This is a genomic window from Massilia atriviolacea (assembly GCF_003953935.1).
Classification (GTDB): domain Bacteria; phylum Pseudomonadota; class Gammaproteobacteria; order Burkholderiales; family Burkholderiaceae_D; genus Telluria_A; species Telluria_A atriviolacea.
This window is the reverse complement of sequence record NZ_RXLQ01000008.1, coordinates 250,768-268,203: the sequence shown is the minus strand read 5'-3', so window position 1 is coordinate 268,203 and position 17,436 is coordinate 250,768. Positions and strand designations below refer to the sequence as shown.

Sequence of the window (17,436 nt, the reverse complement as noted above, 5' to 3'; positions counted from 1 at the left end):
AAGCATCTGCTACGCGCCGGCAGCCCTGCCCCGCTGGCTTTTCTGCGCCGCCTTCGCGGCAGCGCGCGCCGCCCGTTCCAGCGCCTGCCGCAAGCCTGCCGTCGTGCACAGGCTCAGCGGCGTTCGGCCATCGTCATCGGCCAGGTCCAGGCGCGCGCCCTGCCTGACCATGGCGACGGCGAGCGCATCGCGCCTGGCCCGGAACGCCTTGGGCGTCATGTGGCCGTCCAGCACCGTCGGATAATCCGCCGCCACCAGCAAACCCAGCGGCACGCGGCCGCCATCGTCCTGCGCATTCAAGTCCCATGCGTAATGCGACAGCAGCCATTCCGCCGCCAGGAGCGATCCCTTCTGGCAAGCCAGGCTCAGCGCCGTACCGCCATCGTCCCTGCGCGCGTTGGCGACGAAACCGTGTTCCTCCAAAATCGCCAGCACGCGCAAGGCCTTCGGCCAGTCGACCTCGCGCGTGGTATCCATCGCCCAGTACGCAAGCAGGTCGCAGCCATGCGCATTCACGCCGAAGCGGTTGCCGGCGCCGCCGATCAGGGCGGCGAGCCGGTCGGCGTCGTACGCACCGGCCGCACGGAACAAGGCGTCCGGATAGTCGCCATGGCGGCCCTGGCGCGCGCGCATCCACGCCACCAGCTCCGGATGCTGGAGCAGGTCGATCGCATGGGCGCCATCTTCGTTGGGGATGTTCGGATTGGCGCCGGCGGCGCTGAAGTCCTCCAGCATGGCCAGCACGGCGGCATCGTCGTCAGGGCATCCGCGTCCATACGCGCCGCAGGCCACCTTGGCCGCCTTGTGGAACGGGGTCTCGTCGTACAGCGACTCGAGCGCATCCGGATTGGCGCCCTTCTCGAGCAGCAGCTTGACGCACTGGCGCAGCATCGCGATCGGCGCATCGCCCCGCTCCGGCTGGTAGTAGCCGAAGCTGCTGAGGACGCGATGCAGGGTGGTCGCCTCGTCATGGTAGCTGTCCGCGCTGGCGTAGTTGACGGCTTCGGTATCGGCCTCGTGCAATAAGTCGATCACCATCTCGAGCTTGTCGACCTTGCTGCAATGGAGGGCTTGCTGGAACAGGGCGATACCCAGGCCCGTGCGGCGCAATTCCGTTTCCCGCTCCCGCATGCGCTCTTCATGGCGGCCGCCGCTCATCAGATTGGCCATGTCCATGACGAAGGCGCGACGCTCGCGGCCGGCCTCGGCTTGCGCCGATCCGGCCGCCGGGGCCAGCCGGCGCTGCTCGGCCGCGCGCAGCAGGCGCGTGACCTCGACGCATTTGGCGTCATCGATCACCTGGCCGGCGCCGTCGGTCAGGCTGGCGCCATGGCGCAGCAGCGCCTCGATCGCCAGCAGCCGCCCGCGCCCCCATGCCGTTTCCAGGTCCTGCTTATCGACCAGCCCGACCAGGGAACGCAAGGCGCCGTGCGGCCTCATCCAATGAGAATTTTCGGCGTGCAAGTCGGCGCCGGATGCGATCAGCACATCGACCACCTCGGCATTCGCGGCGTTCGCCAGCGGAAAGGTAAAAAAGTCGGCGCTGGTGCGCGCGGGATCGCGGTTGACCCCGTTCGGCGATGCGCCGCGTTCGAGCAGGAAGCGCAGCAGCGCCGCGTCGCCCCGCCCGGCGGCGGCGTGCACGGCGGTCCGGTTCGACTGGTCGTTCAGGGCATCGAGGTCGGCGCCCCGCTGCACCAGGTAGCGCGCCACGTCGGCGTGGCCTTCTTCGATCGCCATGTAGAGCGGCGTCTTGGTTTCGCGGATGATGAAATTGTGGTTGCCTTTGACGTTGACCTTGGCGCCGCCCTGCTCCACCAGCAGCTTGACGATGTCCAGGTCGCCCTGCATGGCGGCCCAATGCAGGGGCCGGTAGTTATAGGTGTTGCGGCCCTCCACCGGCAGCTTCCTGCGCAACAGTTCCTGCACCAGCTGCGCCTGGTGCGAGGCGACGGCCGCATGCATGACACTGTTGCCGTACCCATCGACTTGTCTTGCATCGCTGCCGCCATCGAGCAGATGGCACACGATCTCGCGGCTGCCGCGCTTTGCGAACGCATGCAGCGAACAGCTGCCGTTGCCGAAACGGATGTCGGGCGCGATGCCCGGATAGCGCGCGACGATCGCGGCAAACAAGGCGTAGCTGGCGCACCAGTCGAGCGGCCGGCGCCCGTCGAGGGCGGCGCAGTCGAATCCGATGCCGCAGTGCGCGTGGACCCGCATCGCCAGCGCGACATTGCCGGACCGGCAGGCATAATGCAGGGCCGTGTTGCCTCTGTCGTCGACCGAGGCCAGCGCCACGCCCTGCCGCTCGAACCAAGCGACCTGCTCCGCCGTGCCGCCGGCCAGCACCATGTCGAGCACGCGGGTGCCGAGCGCGCTGGTCGCGCGGATATCCGCGCCCGCCTGTATCAGCTGTCCGGCCACCGCCATCTGCCTGGCGGCGCAGGCCTGGAACAGCGGCGTGGCGCCCGCCTTGTCGCGCTGCTCCAGGTCGCATCCCTGCGCCAGCAGGAAAGCGACGATGTCGTCCTGCCCGCAGCGAACCGCCTCGAACAAGGGCAGCGCCGACCCATCGTCGAGGTCCTCCGGGGCGAATACCTCGGCAAAGCGGCTGGCGCCGGCCCCCTTGCACTCCTCCACGGCCAGCGCGACGGCCGCCAGGTCGCCGGCCGCAATGGCCTTGTTGAGTTGTTGACGCAGAAAGAGAGAGGTTTGCATGCGGCGCCTGATGAATTCGTGGAAAAGTTTTCAATTATGCCAAAGGACAAATGAACTTTCCACGTCGATAGCAAAACACGGCGCGCCGGGCCAGACCGCCAACATGCGCTATATTGAGCGCCTGTCCTCCGCTTCAAGAACCCTATGCGCCTGCTGCACACCTCCGACTGGCATCTCGGCCAGACTCTCCACAATCACGACCGTACCTACGAGCACCAGTGTTTCCTCGACTGGCTGCTCGACACCATCGTGCTGGAGCGCCCCGACGCCCTGCTGGTGGCCGGCGATGTGTTCGACACCGCGAATCCGTCCGCCGCCTCGCAAAAGCAGCTGTACCGCTTCTTGCAGCAGGCCCGCGGCCGTGCGCCGCAGCTCGACATCGTCATCATCGCCGGCAACCACGATTCGCCGGGCCGCCTGGAAGCGCCGGCGCCGCTGCTCGACGCCTACGGCACCACCGTGGTCGGCCACGTTGCGCGCCGGCGCGACGGCGAGATCGACCTCGAACGCCTGATCGTGCCGCTGCACGACGCCAGCGGCGCGGTGGCCGCGTGGTGCATCGCGATCCCCTTCCTGCGTCCGGGCGACGTGCCGCGCCTGCCCGCGTCCGCCCCGCTGGCCGACGGAGCGCAGGCGCCGCCGCCGCCCGACCCTTACCTGAACGGCATCGCCCTGCTCTACCGGCAGGTATTCGAACTGGCGCAGGCGCGCTGCCGGAACGGCCAGGTGGTGGTCGCCATGGGCCACTGCCACATGGTCGACGGCCAGGCCTCGCTCGACTCCGAGCGCCGCATCGTCATCGGCGGCACCGAAGCGCTGCCGGCGGCGATCTTCGACCCGGCCATCGCCTACGCCGCGCTGGGCCACCTGCACCTGGCGCAGCGCGTCGGCCAGAAGCAACAGGTGCGCTACAGCGGCAGCCCGCTGCCGCTGTCGTTTTCCGAAGTCGCCTACCGCCACCAGATCCTGCGCATCGACCTGGCCGGCGGCGCCGCCGAGGTCGAGGCGCTCCTGGTGCCGCGCGCGGTCGACCTGCTGCGCGTGCCGCCGCAACCGGCGCCGCTGGAAGAAGCACTGGCCGCCCTCGCCGCGCTCGAGCTGGAAGACTTGCCGCTGCCGGCCCAGCCCTTCCTCGAAGTGCGGGTCCTGCTGGACGCGCCGGAGCCTGGCCTGCGCGGCCGGGTGGAGGCGGCCATCGCCGGCAAGCCGGTGCGCCTGGCGAAAATCGAACCGACCCGCAGGCACAATGACGCGGGCGAGGCAGGCACGGCGCTCTCGCTGGAGCAGCTGGCGCAGATCCAGCCGGACGATATTTTCCGCCGCCTGTACCGCCAGCGCTTCGGCGACGAGGCCCCGCCCGACCAGTTGAGCGCTTTCGCGGAGCTGATGCTGCCCGGCGCACATGGGGACGGCGTATGAAGATCCTCAGGATCAGCGGCAGGAACCTGGCCTCGCTGGCCGGCGAATTTTGCGTCGACTTCGAGCAGGAGCCGCTCGCGGCGGCCGGCCTGTTCGCCATCAGCGGCCCGACCGGCGCCGGCAAGAGCACCCTGCTCGACGCCCTGTGCCTGGCCTTGTACAACGCCACGCCACGGCTGCTCAAGATCGTGCGCAACAGCAGCCTGCTCCCCGACGTCGGCGCGGACACGGTCTCGCCCTACGATCCGCGCACCCTGCTGCGGCGCGGCGCGGGCGAAGCCCATGCCGAAGTCGATTTTATCGGCAACGACCAGTTGCGCTACCGCGCGCGCTGGAGCGTGCGCCGCTCGCGCGGCAAGTCGGCCGGCGCCCTGCAGCCGTCCGCCATGAGCCTGCACCGCTTGCCGGACCTGATCCCGCTGGGCGGGACCAAGACCGAGGTGCTCGACGAAATCGTCAAGTGCATCGGACTCTCGTTCGACCAGTTCACGCGCGCCGTGCTGCTGGCGCAGAACGAGTTTTCGGCCTTCCTGAAAACGGAAGACAACGACCGCGGCGAACTGCTGGAGACGCTCACCGGCAGCGCCATCTACACCGCCATCTCGAGGCGCGCCTTCGAGCGTTTCAGGCTCGAACAGAAGGAACTCGAGCGCCTGAGCGCGCGCCTGTCCGACCAGGCCCCGCTGGCCGCCGAGGTGCGCGCCGAGATCGACGAACGCAGCGGCGCCGCCGACATCGCGCTGGCGGCGCTGGACCAGCGCAAGGCGCTGCTCGAGCACCAGCTGCGCTGGCACCAGGAGCGCGCCCGCCTCAGGAACAATGAACTGCTGGCCGAAGAAGCCCTCTCCAGCGCGCGCGCCGAGGCCCAGGCAGCCGACGCCCGCCGGCGCCACCTCGCCACGCTCGATGCGCTGCAACCGGCGCGCGCGCTGCTGGCCGAACAGGCCCGGCTCGAGGCCGACATCGCGGCGCTCGAACAAGCGCTGGCAAGCGCCGGCGACGATCTGCAACGCGCCCTCGACCTGCAGCACAGCGCCAGCGGCGCCCTGGCCGCCGCCAGCGCCGCCATGCAGGAGACCGAGCAGGCCCTGCGCGCCGCCGCGCCGCAACTGGACCAGGCCAAGGCTTTTGACGCCAGCATCGCGGCACTGGCGCCATCGCACGCCAAGGCGGCGCAGCTGCGCGAGCAGGCGGCGCGCGAGGCCGCCCTGGCCGGCGCCGCATTGCAAGGCAAAGCCAGCGACCTGGCCGCGCTGCGCAGCGAACACCGGCAAGGGGCCGACTGGCTGCTGCGCCAGGCCGGTTGGGAAGCGCTGGCCGCCGAGTGGCCGCGCTGGGATACGCTATTCGCCCAGGCCGCGCAGGCGGCGGCGCAAGACAGCGCCAGCGCCGCCGCGCTGGACGCGGCGCAGCAAGCCATGCTGGCCGCCACCGGCAGCGAAGCCCGCGCCGCCGAAGCGCTGGCCGCATCGACGCTGCAGCTGCAGGCGCTGGAAACCACGCGCCAGCAAGCTATTACGGCGCTCGACACCTTCGACCCCGACCAGCTGCGCGCCGAGCGCTCGGCGCTCGACAGGCACCGCGACAGCCTGGTCGAGGCCGAGAAAATCTGGGCCGGCCTGAGCTCGACCCGCGAACGCCAGCGGCACAACGCCGCCAGCGCGGCCCGTTCGCGCAGCGCGATCGAGGCCGCCGACAGCGCGCTGGCCGAACGCGCGGCCGCCGCCGGCGCGCACGATGCGGCGCTGGTCCAGGCCGAACGCTCGCTCAAGATCGCCGAACTGGCCTGCGCCGACAGCATCGTCGACCTGCGCGCCAACCTCGACGACGGCCAACCCTGCCCCGTGTGCGGCAGCGCCGAGCACCCCTACCAGCACCAGGATGCGGGCCTGCGCGCCATGCTGGAGAGCCTGCGCGCCGAAGTGGCAGCCTGCCGCGCCGCGCTGCAGGAGAACCTGTCGGCCCAGGCCACCGAACGCGCGGTCGCCGCAGCGGCCGAAGCCCAGCTCGACGCCGGCGCGCGCGAGCGCGAACTGCTCGACGCCACCCTGGCGCAGGCGCACGCGGCGTGGGACCAGCATCGGCTGGCCGGCAGCGCGCCGGAAGAAGCGGGACGCGGCGCCTGGTTCGCCAGCGAAGCGGCCGCGCTCAAGGCGCGTTCGCGGCAGCTCGACGAGCGCGAACGCGACATGCGCGCGGCCGCCAGCGCGCGCGACGCCGCCCAGCGCGCCTGCGACAGCGCCAACAGCGCCCATGCGCGCTTGCAGGATGCCGCCATCGACGCGCGCACCGCCCAGGCCCAGGCCATGGCGCAGCATGCGGCGCTGGCCGACAAGCGCACCCGCGCGGCAAGCGCCCTGGCGCAGCTGCTGGAAGAACTCGATGCCGCCTTTCCCGGCGACTGGCAAAGCGCGTGGCGCCACGATGCGGCGGCCTTTCGCGACGCGCGCGCCGCCGAGGCGCGCCAGTGGCGCAGCCAATCGGCGCTGCATGCCAGCCGCGCCGCTGCGATCGCCACGCTGGAAGCGGCCCACGTGGCCGCCGCCGCCGAGCTGGAACGCGCGCACCAGGGCGACGCCGCCGCCAGCGCCGACTTCGCGCGCATCGATGCCGAGGTCCAGGCCATGCGGGCGCAGCGCGCCGCGCTGTGGGACGGCCGGCCGGTGCGCGAGATCGAAGCGCGGCTTGCCGGCGCCGTCGAGGCGGCGCGCGCGACCCTGACGCGGCAGCAAAACGCCGCCCAGCAAGCCGCGCAGGCCGAAACCGGCGCGCGCGCGGCGCTGCTGCACACCGGCACCCGGCTGACGGCCTCGCAGACCGGCAGGCAGCAGGTGAGCCAGCGGCTGGAACAATGGCTGGCCAGCTACGCCGAACGCCATCCGGCGCTCGACAACGTGGCCGATGGCGCGCGCCTGGCCGAACTGCTGGCGCTCGACGCCGGCGTCATCGCCGCGGAGCGCGCAGCCTTGCAGGCAATCGACGCGCGCAGCGCCAACGCGCAAGCGGTGCTGGCCGAGCGCCGCGCCCAGCGCGAACTGCACGAGCAGAACCGGCGCGATGGCGACGATCCGGCCGCCACCGAGACGCTGCTGGAGCACAGCTTGGCCCAGCTGCTCGGCGAACGCGCGGCGGCGGCCGACGCCGCGGCCGCGCTGCGCCTGCAGATCGCGCAGGACGACGTGCGGCGCGTGCAGGCGCAGTCGGTCATGGCGCAGATCGAGGAACAGCAGTCGAACGAGCGGCGCTGGGGCAGGATGAACGAGTTGATCGGCTCGGCCGACGGCAAGAAGTTCCGCAACTACGCGCAGCAGTTCACCCTCGATGTACTGCTCGGGTATGCCAACAGCCACCTGCATCACCTGGCCAGGCGCTATCGCCTGGAACGCGTGCTCAACCCGGCCGGCCCGTCGCTCGGGCTGATGGTGCGCGACCAGGACATGGGCGGCGAGGTGCGCTCGGTCAATTCGCTCTCCGGCGGCGAATCGTTTTTAGTGTCGCTGGCGCTGGCGCTGGGACTGGCCTCGCTCTCGTCGAACCGGGTGCGGGTCGAGTCGCTGTTCATCGACGAGGGTTTCGGCAGCCTCGATAGCGAGACCCTGCGCGTGGCGATGGATGCGCTCGACGGCCTGCAATCGATGGGGCGCAAGGTCGGCGTGATCTCGCACGTGCAGGAAATGACCGAGCGCATCGCCACGCGCATCCTGGTGCAGCCGGGCGGCGGCGGCACCAGCACCGTGACAGTGCAATAAGCGGTGCCAAGGACGGTGTAAAAAACGGGAGGAACTAGCGCTTGGCCTTGGCCGGGCGCACTTTGGCCAGTTCCCATCCGAGCTCGCGCCGGATCTCCTGCGCGTCGGGCGGCGGCCGGCGCTGGGCGATCTGCGCGCGCAGCCACTGGCGCACGCTTTCCTTGCTTGGTTGCTTGTCGCTGTTCATGTTGCTTCCTGTCTCAATGACGGCGCCCGAGGGCCTGCTCCATTAACGCTGCGCCAGGCCAGCAGTTGACTGCGTCGGCGCACCCCGGTGATAAAATGCGCGTTTTTTACGTCCGGATCTTTCCCATGTCAAAACCCGCCCGCGTGCTGACCTTCAAATGCGTCAAGTGCGAGAAACCTGTCAAAGTCTTCCTGCAGAAAGTGTCCGCCTGCTCCCACATCCAGCCTTACCAGGGCGTGTGCGGCTGCGGCGAACTGAAGCGCCATGCGACAGGAAGCAAGGACGCTGTTGAATCCTATCTCGCTTCGCCAGAAGGGCAATGGTCCCATCACCATTGATTGAGATGCCTCAAGGCAATAAAAAAATAATAGAAAAATAACTAAAGTAATCGGCATGGCTGCCGTTATGGTCAGTACCGCAACATTTTTATTGTCTGGCCATCATGTCTTTTTTGTCCGCCCTGAGCGCCCGTGCGCCCGCTTCCGCCCTCCTTCCTGCCGCCGTGCAGGCTGGCGGCCGGTCGGTGGGCGCGCAGCTGACGCCGGCCAGCGGCAATATCGCCCCGCGCATGCCGGTGGTCGATCCGGTGTCGCTGTACAACGATAACGTCAGCTTGTCGCCACAGAGCATGATGAACCGGGTGGGCGAGCTGGCCAGCTCCACCGTCGAGTCGGCGCAAGGTTTTCTCGATACCTTTGTCGGCAAGCTGTTCGGCGATGCCGCCAAGGGCGCCACGGTCAGGTTCGACGCCGTGGCGGTGCAGGCGCAGTCGGCGTTTGCGGCAGCGAACACGCAGGCCGGCAGCGTGCGCAGCAGCGCCTTTTCGCTGCAGGAGTCGGCCAGTTTCATCGGCACCGGCCAGCTGGTCACGGCCGATGGCCGCAGCTTCGACTTCGAGCTGGAAGTCAGGTACGAAGCCAGCGCCGGCGCGGCCACGCAAGAGACCGGCGAGGCGCCGGCCGGCGCCCGTCCGGACAGGATTGCCTTGCCCGACGTGCTGGTCCTGACCGGCAAGCCGCTGCCGCCAGTCAAGTACCCCGGCAGCCTGGACGACCTGTTCAAGCTGCTCGGACGCGAACTGGAGGCCAACGTCAACGGCGCCTCCGGGGAAAACGGCGGCAATCTCAGCCTGCGCCTGTTGCGCCTGGTCGACAGTGCCGCCCTGCTGGCGCCGCGTCCGCGCGCCGACCAGCCGGAGCCGCCTGCGCAAGACCGCAGCAAGGCCCTGGCCAGCTCCTACGGCAGCGCGCCGGCGGGCGCCGGCATGCTGGCGCGCGCCTGACAGCGCTCCAAGCCCACGTATAATACGTAGATTGACGCCCCGTGTGCGCACGGGGCGCTTGCCGTTTTTTTCGCAATACTGACCGATCGCCCCAATGCCACCTGAACACACTGCCGACGCCCCGGCGCGCATCCACTGGACCGAAGAAGGCCAGCCGCGCAGCGCGCGCTGGCGCTCCGAGAGCGGCATGCCGCCGCCCAGGAAGGTCGTCATCGCCGACGACAAGACCCCGGCCGACGTGGCCTACCGCCTTGCCTGCGAAGGCACCGCCCTGCTCTGGCGCGGCGACTTCCACAACGCGCGCCAGCTGCTGCAGGCGCTGGCGCGCCGCGCCGACCATAAAGGCGGCCGCGCCAGGGCGCCCAAGGTGCCCGCCTCGCCGGCCGACGCCTTCCACCTGCACCGCCAGGCCCAGTCGCAGCGCGCGCGCACGCTGGCCATGCTGCTGCTGCCGTTCGAGGCCGACTACACGGTGCCGCTGCGGCGCGCGCCCGACGTCAGGCAAGCCTGCAACGAAGCTTACGGACGCGGCGACGACGCCTTCGTGGCCTCCATGCGCGAGCTGCTCGGCCTGATCGGGGCCCACGAATGGCGCAAGAACGGGGTCGAGATTGGCGCGCTGGACGCGCGCATTCACCCGCACTACGGCGTGTTCTCGCCGATCCGCGGCGAGTACGTGGCGCTGGTGGCCGAGGCGCCGCTGGCGCCCGGGTGCGCGCTGGCGTTCGACATCGGCACCGGCACCGGCGTGCTGGCGGCCGTGCTGGCGCGGCGCGGCGTCAAGCACGTGGTGGCCACCGACATGGATGCGCGCGCGCTGTCCTGCGCGCGCGAAAACCTGCAGCGCCTCGGCCTGGCCGATTCGGTGCAGGTGCTGCAGGCCGACCTGTTCCCGCCGGGCCGCGCCGACCTGGTGGTGTGCAATCCGCCATGGCTGCCGGGACGCCCGAGTTCCTCCATCGAATACGCGGTGTACGATCCGGACAGCCGCATGCTCAAGGGCTTCCTGAACGGCCTGGCGGCCCACCTGGCGCCCGGCGGCGAGGGCTGGCTGATCCTGTCCGACCTGGCCGAGCACCTCGGCCTGCGCCCGCGCGAGCAATTGCTGGCGCTGATCGCGGCCGGCGGCCTGCAGGTGGCCGAGCGCATCGATGTGCGTCCCACCCATCCGCGCGCCAGCGACGCCGCCGACCCGCTGCATGCCGCGCGCGCCGCCGAACTGACTTCGCTATGGCGCCTGCGCGCACTGTAAGAGCGCTGCTGGCCGCGGCCTGCCTGCTGGCGTGTGCGCACGCCGGCGCCTGCAGCCGCGCGCTCAACATGGTCAGCGAAGAGTGGCCGCCCTACTCCTACACCAACGAAGAGAACCTGCAGACCGGGCTCGATATGGACATGGCCAAGGCCATCCTCAAGGAAGCCGGCTGCACCCTGGTCACGGCGCCGCCGCTGCCGTCGGTGCGGCGCGCCCTGCTGTTCGAGCGCGGCGAATTCGACCTCATGCTGGCCGCCACCGACACGCCCGAACGGCGCCGTTTTGCGCGCTTTTCCAACGCCTACCGCCACGAGACGGTGGCGCTGTTCGCGCTGGCGCGCGACTATGCGCGCTACGCCGGCATCAACGGCATGGCGGCCCTGGCGCGCGGCCAGGCGGCGGTACTGGCGCCGCGCGTCGGCTGGTACGGGCAGGACTTCGCGCGCGCCGCACCGGGCCTGCGCGCCGCCGGACGCCTGTTCGAATTCGGCAGCTTCGACCAGGGCTTGCGCATGCTCGGCGCCGGGCGCGCGCCGCTGATCATGGGCGACCGCGCCGCCATCATGTACGAAGCGCAGCGCCAGCGGCTGGCGCTGCGCCAGCTGCCCTTCGTGCTGGCGCAGGCGCCGGTGCACCTGATGCTCAGCCGCGCCAGCACCACCGAGGACGACCTGGCGCGCATCAACGCGGCGATCGCCCGCCTGGAAAAGAATGGCAGCCTGCAGGCGCTGCGCGCGCGCTACGGCCTGCGATAGCACGTGCGGCGCATGCGCCCGATGCTAGCCGAACTGAGAGTATGGAATGAGGCCGTTTTCCAGCGGCGCGCGCCTATAATCGATTTCATAAGCGATACGGACCGGCCATCGGCATCATGTTCGCATAACGGGAACGGGACGGTTTTCGCTTTCGATCTTCCATGATTTTTTGCAGTAGATGTTCGCGGCAGCTTGTAGGCGAGCGCCTCATGCAGGGCATATGTATTTTTCATGTTTAATCGCTTAATCTCAGGAGAATTAAATATGGGTAATCAATCTCTCAACATCGCGCAAGTGGAAGCAAGCAGCGTCAATCCCGTGTCGGCCAGCACCAGCGCCGCGTTCGGGATTAATCTGTACGAATATCAAGGCCGGGCCCACATCAGCTGGACCGAAAACTTTCAGGGCATGGTCAGACTTGCCGTGGCAATCTACAGCGGCAGCCAGCCAGGCAATCCGCAAGCATGGATAAAAGCGATCGAAGTGACCAAATCGTCGTCCGGCGGCTCCTGGGATTCCGGTCAGCCGTGGGGTTCCGGGTTCTCCGCCGCGCTGCTGGGGGTGGACGCGGGCAACGATGACTGGATCTATATCGGCTGCAATACCGGCGTCACCAGATAAGGGCGTGCAGCCGCTGCCTGCGCCATGCGCGCGGTCGGCAGGCGCCGGGTCGGATGGCCTCCTCCCCGAAGGAATTTTCAGCGGGCATTGCACTTGTGGGAGAACCCCTGTACAATTCGCCGCTCAGACGCGGGGTGGAGCAGTCTGGCAGCTCGTCGGGCTCATAACCCGAAGGTCACAGGTTCAAATCCTGTCCCCGCAACCAAACACATTTTGAACTGAGCCCGACTCTTCACACAGCCGGGCTTTTGTTTTTAGAAAGGGGTTAGCTGCCTTCAAGCTAATCCACCGCGCTTCCCATGAGAGACAAAAAAGATAACGCGACCTTCGATCTGCCGGGGTTCGGCGCGGCTGCGCCGCTCGTTCATCCCCCTGCCGAAGCGCGCCGCACCACGGTGCCGCGCCAGCGTAAAACCGTCATCCGCCAGCAACAGCTCGAACTGCTCGAAGAAACCGACGCCAGCGGCCTGCCCGTCTGGCGGCGCGACGAGAACACCGACCTGACCGGCTTGCCCAACTGGGCCGCCGCGTAATTCCCCGGCGCGCGATAGCACATCGATCCGCGCCATCCGCCCTCTCTCAGCTTGCCTGTTAGACTGGGCCCGTTCCCTTTTTGCCAGAGCACGCCATGAATCCAAACGCCTTCGCCACCCTGCCGCTGACCGCCAGTTTCCTGGCCAACCTGGAATCGCTCGGCTATCGCGAGATGACCGACATCCAGACCAAGAGCCTGCCGCACGTGCTCGACGGGCGCGACCTGATCGCCCAGGCCAAGACCGGCAGCGGCAAGACCGCCGCCTTCGGCATCGGCATCCTGCACAAGCTCAACCCGGCCTGGTTCGCGGTGCAGGGCCTGGTGCTGTGCCCGACGCGCGAACTGGCCGACCAGGTCGCCAACGAATTGCGCCGCCTGGCGCGCGGCGAAGGCAATATCAAGGTGCTGACCCTGACCGGCGGCGCGCCGATGCGCCCGCAGGTCGCGTCGCTCGAACACGGCGCCCACATCGTGGTGGGCACCCCGGGCCGCATCCGCGACCACCTGGGACGCGGCAGCATCGACCTGTCCAAGGTGCAGACCCTGGTGCTGGACGAGGCGGACCGCATGACCGACATGGGCTTCTACGACGAGATCGCCGGCATCGTCAGCGCCTGCCCGTCGCGCCGCCAGACCCTGCTGTTTTCGGCCACCTATCCGGACGATATCCGCCGCGCCACCGAATTATTCCTGCGCAACCCGGTCGAGGTGGTGGTCGAGGCCCAGCACAGCGGCGAGCAGATCGAGCAGCGCTTCTATGAAGTCGGCTTCGACAACCGCGACCAGGCCGTGGGCCGCCTGCTGAAGCATTTCAAGCCGGTCTCGGCGCTGGCCTTTTGCAACACCAAGGTGCATTGCCGCGAACTGGCCGAGGAATTGCGCGCCCAGGGCTTTTCGGCGCTGGCGCTGTACGGCGAACTGGAGCAGCGCGAGCGCGACGAGATCCTGGTGTTGTTTTCCAACCGCAGCTGCTCGGTGCTGGTGGCGACCGACGTCGCCGCGCGCGGCCTCGACATCGCCAACCTGGGCGCGGTGATCAATGCCGACGTCTCGAAAGATACCGAAGTGCACATCCACCGCGTGGGCCGCACCGGCCGCGCCGGCGAATCGGGCCTGGCGCTGACCCTGTGCGCGCCGAACGAAAAGAAATGGGTCACGCTGATCGAGCAATACCAGCATGCGCCGGTGGCCTGGCACCGGCTGGACGAACTGGCCGACGATGGCGCAGCGGCCGCGCCGGCGCCGATGGTCACCCTGGTCATCATGGGCGGCAAAAAGGACAAGCTGCGTCCGGGCGACCTGCTGGGCGCGCTGACCGGCGACGCCGGCCTGACCAAGGAACAGGTCGGCAAGATCAATGTCTTCGAATTCATGACCTATGTGGCGCTCGACCGCCATGTGGCCGAGCAAGCCTTTCAGCGCCTCAACGCGGGCAACAAGCTGGGCCGCGACTTCGGCAACATCAAGGGCCGCAGCTTCAAGATGCGCTTCATCGAGGCCTGAAGAAACATCTGGTAACCATTCTGCAAGGAATTGTGTTGCGCATCCGACAAGCTGGGCTTTGCGGCAGGGTACTTATGCAGCTACACTAAACGTGTCACGCGTCCTGCTGCACACAGAGTGATGAATAAATGAGCAGCCGGACCGTCGCATGACGCCCCCACGACGGCGCTCATGTCGGAAGATGCGGCAAATTGCGTTGTCATGAGGCAAAATGCGTAAATTAGGCTCATCCGGATGATGCGCTTAATCGTTAAATCTGGCATGATTGCTTGAGATAAACATCGACGCTCCACTGCGGCCCCGCACTCATGAATAATAACGTCGTGCTTGATGACATTGAAACACTGAAGCAGGCTTTCCTGCGCGGCGCCGGCATACCCGCCGATGCGCTCGGTTCCGGCCTGACGCCGGAGTTAATGGAGTTGATAGGCAAGCTGATGGCCAGCTCGCTGCAGGGAACGATCGACTTGCTGGCCCTGCGTTCGCTGGTCAAGCAGGAGGTCAAGGCCGATGTCACGATGGTGGTGATGCGCAACAACAACCCCCTCAAATTCTTCCCCGACAGCCAGACCGTGCTGACCCAGATGCTGCGCAAGAAGATGCCCGGCTTCATGGAGCCGCTGGAATCGATCGACGATGCCTACAATGACTTGCGCAGTCATCAGAAAGGCATGGTCGCCGGCACCCGCGCCAGCATGGGCGCCATGATGGCGCGCCTCAAGCCCGAGCTGTTCGAGACCGAAGTGTCGGGCGGCGGCATGATGGGCACCCTGATTCCCTCGCGCCGCCAGGCCGAAAGCTGGAAGTCCTACAAGCAGGCTTACCACACCGCCGAGACCGAAGCCAAGGACCAGTTCAAGACCATTTTCGGCCCGGCCTTCCTGGCCGCCTATGAAAAGGAAGTCGAGCGCGCGAATGCCGGCACCAGCAATGGTTGAGCGCAATCCGATCCGGCTGGCCTGGACCCGCATCAGCGAGATCGGCATGCGCGCCACCAACCAGGACGCTGTCGGCGAAGCCCAGCACGGCGATATTTCCTGCTTCATCATCGCCGACGGCGCCGGCGGCCACGAGGGCGGTGAAGTGGCCGCGAACATCGTGGTCGAAGCCATGCTGGAAAAATTCGCCAGCGTCCCGGCCTTCGGCGCCCACGCCTTGCTGTCGTATACGGCCCACGCCATCGCAAGTGTTGCGAAAAACAAACAGACGCACCCGCAGAACCACGACATGAGCGCCACCGTGGCCGCCCTGCTGGTCGACCAGGCCAATGCGCATGCCTTGTGGGCGCACCTGGGCGATACGCGCATCTACCTGTTCCGCGAATCCAGGCTGGTCAGCGCCACGCGCGACCACAGCCTGACCCAGCAACTGATCGACGCCGGCTATGCGCGCGCCGACCAGCTGCGCAGCCATCCCCAGCGCAATATCCTGTTCGCCGCCATCGGCGCCGAGGGCGAAACCCCGGTCGCGCTCGGCGACGGCCCGGTCCAGCTGCTCGACGGCGACGCCTTGCTGGTGTGCAGCGACGGCCTGTGGGAATGGGTACACGAAGACGAGATGGAACGCACCCTGGCCGAATCGGGCAACAGCGAGCAATGGCTGACCGCCATGTGCGCGCTGGCCGAGGCCGCCATGGAAGGCAGCGACAAGGTACGCGACAATTTCTCCGCGTACGCCATCCGCGTCGAGAGAGAGATCCTATGAACGCCCTCGCCCCCGGCTCCGAAAACTGCCTGCCGATCGGCACCCGGCTGGCCGACTTCGAAATCACCGGCGTGCTCGGTGAAGGCGGCTTCGGCATCGTCTACATGGCGTTCGACCATTCGCTGCAGCGCAGCGTGGCCCTGAAAGAATACATGCCGGGCGTGCTGGCCGCGCGCGCCAGCGACAACAGCATCATGGTGCGTGCCGAACGGCACCAGGAAACCTTCAACGTGGGGCTGAAAAGCTTCATCAACGAAGCGCGTTTCCTGGCCCAGTTCGACCACCCCTCGCTGGTCAAGGTGCACCGTTTCTGGGAACAGAACCGCACCGCCTACACAGCCATGCAGTATTACGACGGCCGCACGATCAAGGACATCGTCACGCAAAACCCGGAGCTGGTGACCGAAGCGTGGTGCAAGAAGGTGATGAAGCAGATACTCGACGCCCTCGAGATGCTCTACACCATGAAGATCCTGCACCGCGACGTGTCGCCGGACAATATCATCGTGCAGGAAAGCGGCGACGCCGTGCTGCTCGACTTCGGTTCGGCGCGCCAGATCATCGGCGACCGCACGCGCGGCCTGACCGTGATCCTGAAACCCGGCTATGCGCCGGTGGAACAGTATGCCGGCGACGCCTCGCTCGACCAGGGCCCGTACACCGACATCTATGCGCTGGCCGCGGTGATGTTCTTTGCCATCGTCAAGGAACCGCCCGCGACCTCGATCGCGCGCATGGTGCGCGATCCGGTCAAGCCGCTGGCCGAACGCGGCCTGCCCGGCTACACCCAGGCCTTCCTGGCGGCAATCGACAAGGGCCTGGCCGTGCTGGCCCAGGACCGGCCGCAAACGATCGACGCCTTCCGCGCCCTGCTCGGCATCGAAACCAGCGGCGAAGCGCCGCGCGGCCGTCCGACCGGTCCGGTGCAGCGTTTCGCCACGCTCGACCGCCTTCCCGACGCGGCGGTTGGCGCGGCGGCAGCCGGTGCCGCCAACGCGGCCGATGCCGCAGCGCCCAGGCCGAACCTGTCGAAGGCGCCAGGCTCGCCGGCGAAACCGGATGCGCAGGCAAAACCGGTGCGCCGTCCGAAGCCGGAAGCGGCCGATAAAGCCGACAAGGCCGACAAAGCCGACAAGCCCGCCAAACCGGGCAAGCCGGCCAAGAAAGCCTTGCCGCCGTGGACCGGCATCGCCGCCTCCGCCGTGGTGATGGTGGCGGCGATCGGCGTGGGCGTGTATTCGCTGCTGTCGAAGCCGTCCGACACGATCATGGTGGCGCCGGCCCAGCCCGCCATCCCGGACGCCTCGGCCCTGCCGCCGCCGGCCGTGGTACCGCCAGCGCCGGTCGCGGCCACGCCGCCGGCCGAGCCGGCGCCGGCGCCGGCGGAAACCGTCACGGCGGCCGCCACGGCACCGGCCGAGACGGTCGCCGCCGCCGATGTGCTGGCCGAACCGGCCCCCGAAGCCGCGCCGGAAACGTTCAACTACAAGCTGTCGATCAAGCCCTGGGGCACCATTTATGTCGACGGGAAAGAGGCGGGCGTGACGCCGCCCCTGAAAAAACTGACCCTGGCCGCCGGCAAGCACAAGATCCGGATCGCCAATCCCGGCTTCCAGGATTTCACGCTGAATATCGATACCAGCAAAAACAAGTCACGCACGATTGAACATGATTTCACAGCGCAGCCCAAATAAACGCATTAAGATCG

Annotated in this window: 14 protein-coding genes and 1 tRNA gene; 13 read left to right on the top strand and 2 right to left on the bottom strand. The window is 68.0% G+C overall.

Annotated elements, in window-relative coordinates:
* Nucleotides 1-9 precede the first annotated feature (9 nt).
* Nucleotides 10-2,721: an ankyrin repeat domain-containing protein gene (locus EJB06_RS17050; RefSeq protein WP_126075219.1), complete on the bottom strand. Its 2,712-nt coding sequence runs from the start codon at nucleotides 2,719-2,721 to the stop codon at nucleotides 10-12.
* A 144-nt stretch (nucleotides 2,722-2,865) separates the two neighbouring features.
* Here EJB06_RS17050 and EJB06_RS17045 point away from each other — a divergent pair, with 144 nt between their 5' ends.
* Nucleotides 2,866-4,140 carry an exonuclease SbcCD subunit D C-terminal domain-containing protein gene (locus EJB06_RS17045; protein WP_126075218.1) on the top strand — a complete coding sequence of 425 codons (1,275 nt, stop codon included), beginning with the start codon at nucleotides 2,866-2,868 and terminating at the stop codon, nucleotides 4,138-4,140.
* Nucleotides 4,137-7,889: an AAA family ATPase gene (locus tag EJB06_RS17040; protein WP_126075217.1), complete on the top strand. Its 3,753-nt coding sequence runs from the start codon at nucleotides 4,137-4,139 to the stop codon at nucleotides 7,887-7,889. The genes EJB06_RS17045 and EJB06_RS17040 overlap by 4 nt, the downstream gene beginning before the upstream one ends.
* 34 nt (nucleotides 7,890-7,923) lie before the next feature.
* On the opposite strand, the gene EJB06_RS31915 is transcribed toward EJB06_RS17040, so the two are convergent.
* The gene (locus EJB06_RS31915) at nucleotides 7,924-8,076 is read right to left on the bottom strand and encodes a hypothetical protein (protein WP_164557945.1); all 153 of its coding nucleotides are present in this window, start codon (nucleotides 8,074-8,076) and stop codon (nucleotides 7,924-7,926) included.
* A gap of 125 nt (nucleotides 8,077-8,201) precedes the next feature.
* Here EJB06_RS31915 and EJB06_RS17035 point away from each other — a divergent pair, with 125 nt between their 5' ends.
* The 11 genes from EJB06_RS17035 (at nucleotide 8,202) to EJB06_RS16985 (ending at nucleotide 17,422) form a co-directional block, all read left to right on the top strand.
* Nucleotides 8,202-8,414, top strand: coding sequence for a hypothetical protein (locus tag EJB06_RS17035; protein WP_126075216.1), 213 nt, complete (start codon nucleotides 8,202-8,204; stop codon nucleotides 8,412-8,414).
* Nucleotides 8,415-8,518: 104 nt separating this feature from the next.
* Nucleotides 8,519-9,358 (top strand): hypothetical protein, encoded by an 840-nt coding sequence (locus tag EJB06_RS17030; protein WP_126075215.1) that lies wholly within the window; start codon nucleotides 8,519-8,521, stop codon nucleotides 9,356-9,358.
* A gap of 94 nt (nucleotides 9,359-9,452) precedes the next feature.
* Nucleotides 9,453-10,610 (top strand): methyltransferase, encoded by a 1,158-nt coding sequence (locus EJB06_RS17025; RefSeq protein ID WP_126075214.1) that lies wholly within the window; start codon nucleotides 9,453-9,455, stop codon nucleotides 10,608-10,610.
* Complete coding sequence (locus tag EJB06_RS17020; protein WP_126075213.1) at nucleotides 10,589-11,365, top strand: substrate-binding periplasmic protein; 777 nt, start codon at nucleotides 10,589-10,591, stop codon at nucleotides 11,363-11,365. The genes EJB06_RS17025 and EJB06_RS17020 overlap by 22 nt, the downstream gene beginning before the upstream one ends.
* 231 nt (nucleotides 11,366-11,596) lie before the next feature.
* Nucleotides 11,597-11,986 (top strand): hypothetical protein, encoded by a 390-nt coding sequence (locus EJB06_RS17015; protein ID WP_126075212.1) that lies wholly within the window; start codon nucleotides 11,597-11,599, stop codon nucleotides 11,984-11,986.
* Nucleotides 11,987-12,114: 128 nt separating this feature from the next.
* Nucleotides 12,115-12,191 (top strand) — tRNA-Met (locus EJB06_RS17010).
* A gap of 94 nt (nucleotides 12,192-12,285) precedes the next feature.
* On the top strand, nucleotides 12,286-12,519 hold the full coding sequence (locus EJB06_RS17005; protein WP_126075211.1) for a hypothetical protein: 234 nt from the start codon (nucleotides 12,286-12,288) through the stop codon (nucleotides 12,517-12,519).
* Between the two features lie 95 nt (nucleotides 12,520-12,614).
* Nucleotides 12,615-14,024: an ATP-dependent RNA helicase DbpA gene (dbpA, locus tag EJB06_RS17000; protein WP_126075210.1), complete on the top strand. Its 1,410-nt coding sequence runs from the start codon at nucleotides 12,615-12,617 to the stop codon at nucleotides 14,022-14,024.
* Between the two features lie 323 nt (nucleotides 14,025-14,347).
* A complete protein-coding gene (gene tagH, locus EJB06_RS16995) occupies nucleotides 14,348-14,962 on the top strand; it encodes a type VI secretion system-associated FHA domain protein TagH (RefSeq protein WP_229427130.1) in 615 nt (204 codons plus the stop codon).
* Nucleotides 14,955-15,728, top strand: coding sequence for a PP2C family protein-serine/threonine phosphatase (locus EJB06_RS16990; RefSeq protein ID WP_164557944.1), 774 nt, complete (start codon nucleotides 14,955-14,957; stop codon nucleotides 15,726-15,728). Before tagH ends, EJB06_RS16990 begins: the two co-directional genes overlap by 8 nt.
* On the top strand, nucleotides 15,725-17,422 hold the full coding sequence (locus tag EJB06_RS16985) for a serine/threonine-protein kinase (protein WP_229427129.1): 1,698 nt from the start codon (nucleotides 15,725-15,727) through the stop codon (nucleotides 17,420-17,422). The genes EJB06_RS16990 and EJB06_RS16985 overlap by 4 nt, the downstream gene beginning before the upstream one ends.
* Nucleotides 17,423-17,436: the final 14 nt, after the last annotated feature.

Excerpts from the sequence above, each read along its gene's own strand:
- EJB06_RS17025 (WP_126075214.1), top strand. The coding sequence starts at position 9,453 with ATGCCACCTGAACACACTGCCGACGCCCCGGCGCGCATCCACTGGACC.
- EJB06_RS31915 (WP_164557945.1), bottom strand. The coding sequence starts at position 8,076 with ATGAACAGCGACAAGCAACCAAGCAAGGAAAGCGTGCGCCAGTGGCTG.
- EJB06_RS16990 (WP_164557944.1), top strand. The coding sequence starts at position 14,955 with ATGGTTGAGCGCAATCCGATCCGGCTGGCCTGGACCCGCATCAGCGAG.
- EJB06_RS17050 (WP_126075219.1), bottom strand. The coding sequence starts at position 2,721 with ATGCAAACCTCTCTCTTTCTGCGTCAACAACTCAACAAGGCCATTGCG.
- EJB06_RS16985 (WP_229427129.1), top strand. The coding sequence starts at position 15,725 with ATGAACGCCCTCGCCCCCGGCTCCGAAAACTGCCTGCCGATCGGCACC.
- EJB06_RS17020 (WP_126075213.1), top strand. The coding sequence starts at position 10,589 with ATGGCGCCTGCGCGCACTGTAAGAGCGCTGCTGGCCGCGGCCTGCCTG.
- EJB06_RS17015 (WP_126075212.1), top strand. The coding sequence starts at position 11,597 with ATGTTTAATCGCTTAATCTCAGGAGAATTAAATATGGGTAATCAATCT.
- EJB06_RS17045 (WP_126075218.1), top strand. The coding sequence starts at position 2,866 with ATGCGCCTGCTGCACACCTCCGACTGGCATCTCGGCCAGACTCTCCAC.
- dbpA (WP_126075210.1), top strand. The coding sequence starts at position 12,615 with ATGAATCCAAACGCCTTCGCCACCCTGCCGCTGACCGCCAGTTTCCTG.
- EJB06_RS17035 (WP_126075216.1), top strand. The coding sequence starts at position 8,202 with ATGTCAAAACCCGCCCGCGTGCTGACCTTCAAATGCGTCAAGTGCGAG.
- EJB06_RS17005 (WP_126075211.1), top strand. The coding sequence starts at position 12,286 with ATGAGAGACAAAAAAGATAACGCGACCTTCGATCTGCCGGGGTTCGGC.
- EJB06_RS17030 (WP_126075215.1), top strand. The coding sequence starts at position 8,519 with ATGTCTTTTTTGTCCGCCCTGAGCGCCCGTGCGCCCGCTTCCGCCCTC.
- EJB06_RS17040 (WP_126075217.1), top strand. The coding sequence starts at position 4,137 with ATGAAGATCCTCAGGATCAGCGGCAGGAACCTGGCCTCGCTGGCCGGC.